The organism is Candidatus Nanopusillus massiliensis (assembly GCF_920984865.1).
In genome coordinates, this window is the sequence record NZ_OV100765.1 from 137,712 (window position 1) to 138,175 (window position 464).

General features: G+C 23.5%; 1 protein-coding gene (only partly in view). It reads left to right on the forward strand.

The genetic code is table 11. The features are described 5' to 3' along the window. Positions 1-306 carry the end of a hypothetical protein gene (locus LUA84_RS01065; RefSeq protein WP_256443576.1) on the forward strand. Its footprint begins 417 nt before the window's first position, so only the last 306 of its 723 coding nucleotides appear in the window; the start codon falls outside the window, past its left edge; it ends in the stop codon at positions 304-306. The last annotated feature ends 158 nt before the right edge of the window (positions 307-464 follow it).

Sequence of the window (464 nt, forward strand, 5' to 3'; positions counted from 1 at the left end):
TTAGGATTGGAAGAATATGTATCTGATGTATTAATTTCTGATAAATGGAGAGAAGTATTCAAATTGGTAAAAGAAAGAATTGAAAATACAGAATTAAGATTTGTTTGTATGGCATGTGGAGCAAAATATAAAATAAAAGTAAAAGATTATGATGAAAAATCCAAATGCAAAAAATGTGGAGGTCAATATTTTGGTGTTGCAAAAAGTGAAAAAGATTTGGAAGATGAGAAAAAATTAAATATAACTGCTGAACAATTAAAAAATTATGGTAAAAAATTTGTATTTAATATGCTGGTAAAGGTATGAAGTTATTTATCTGCAAAGTTTTTATTAAAGAAGGAATATAAAAATGAGGATGAATTGCTAATGAATATTATTGAATATGAAAAGAAGGTTATAAAGTTTGCAAAAAGATAATATTTTAAATTTTACTAAAAATTAAATCTTTGTGGGTCTTTTAGAAA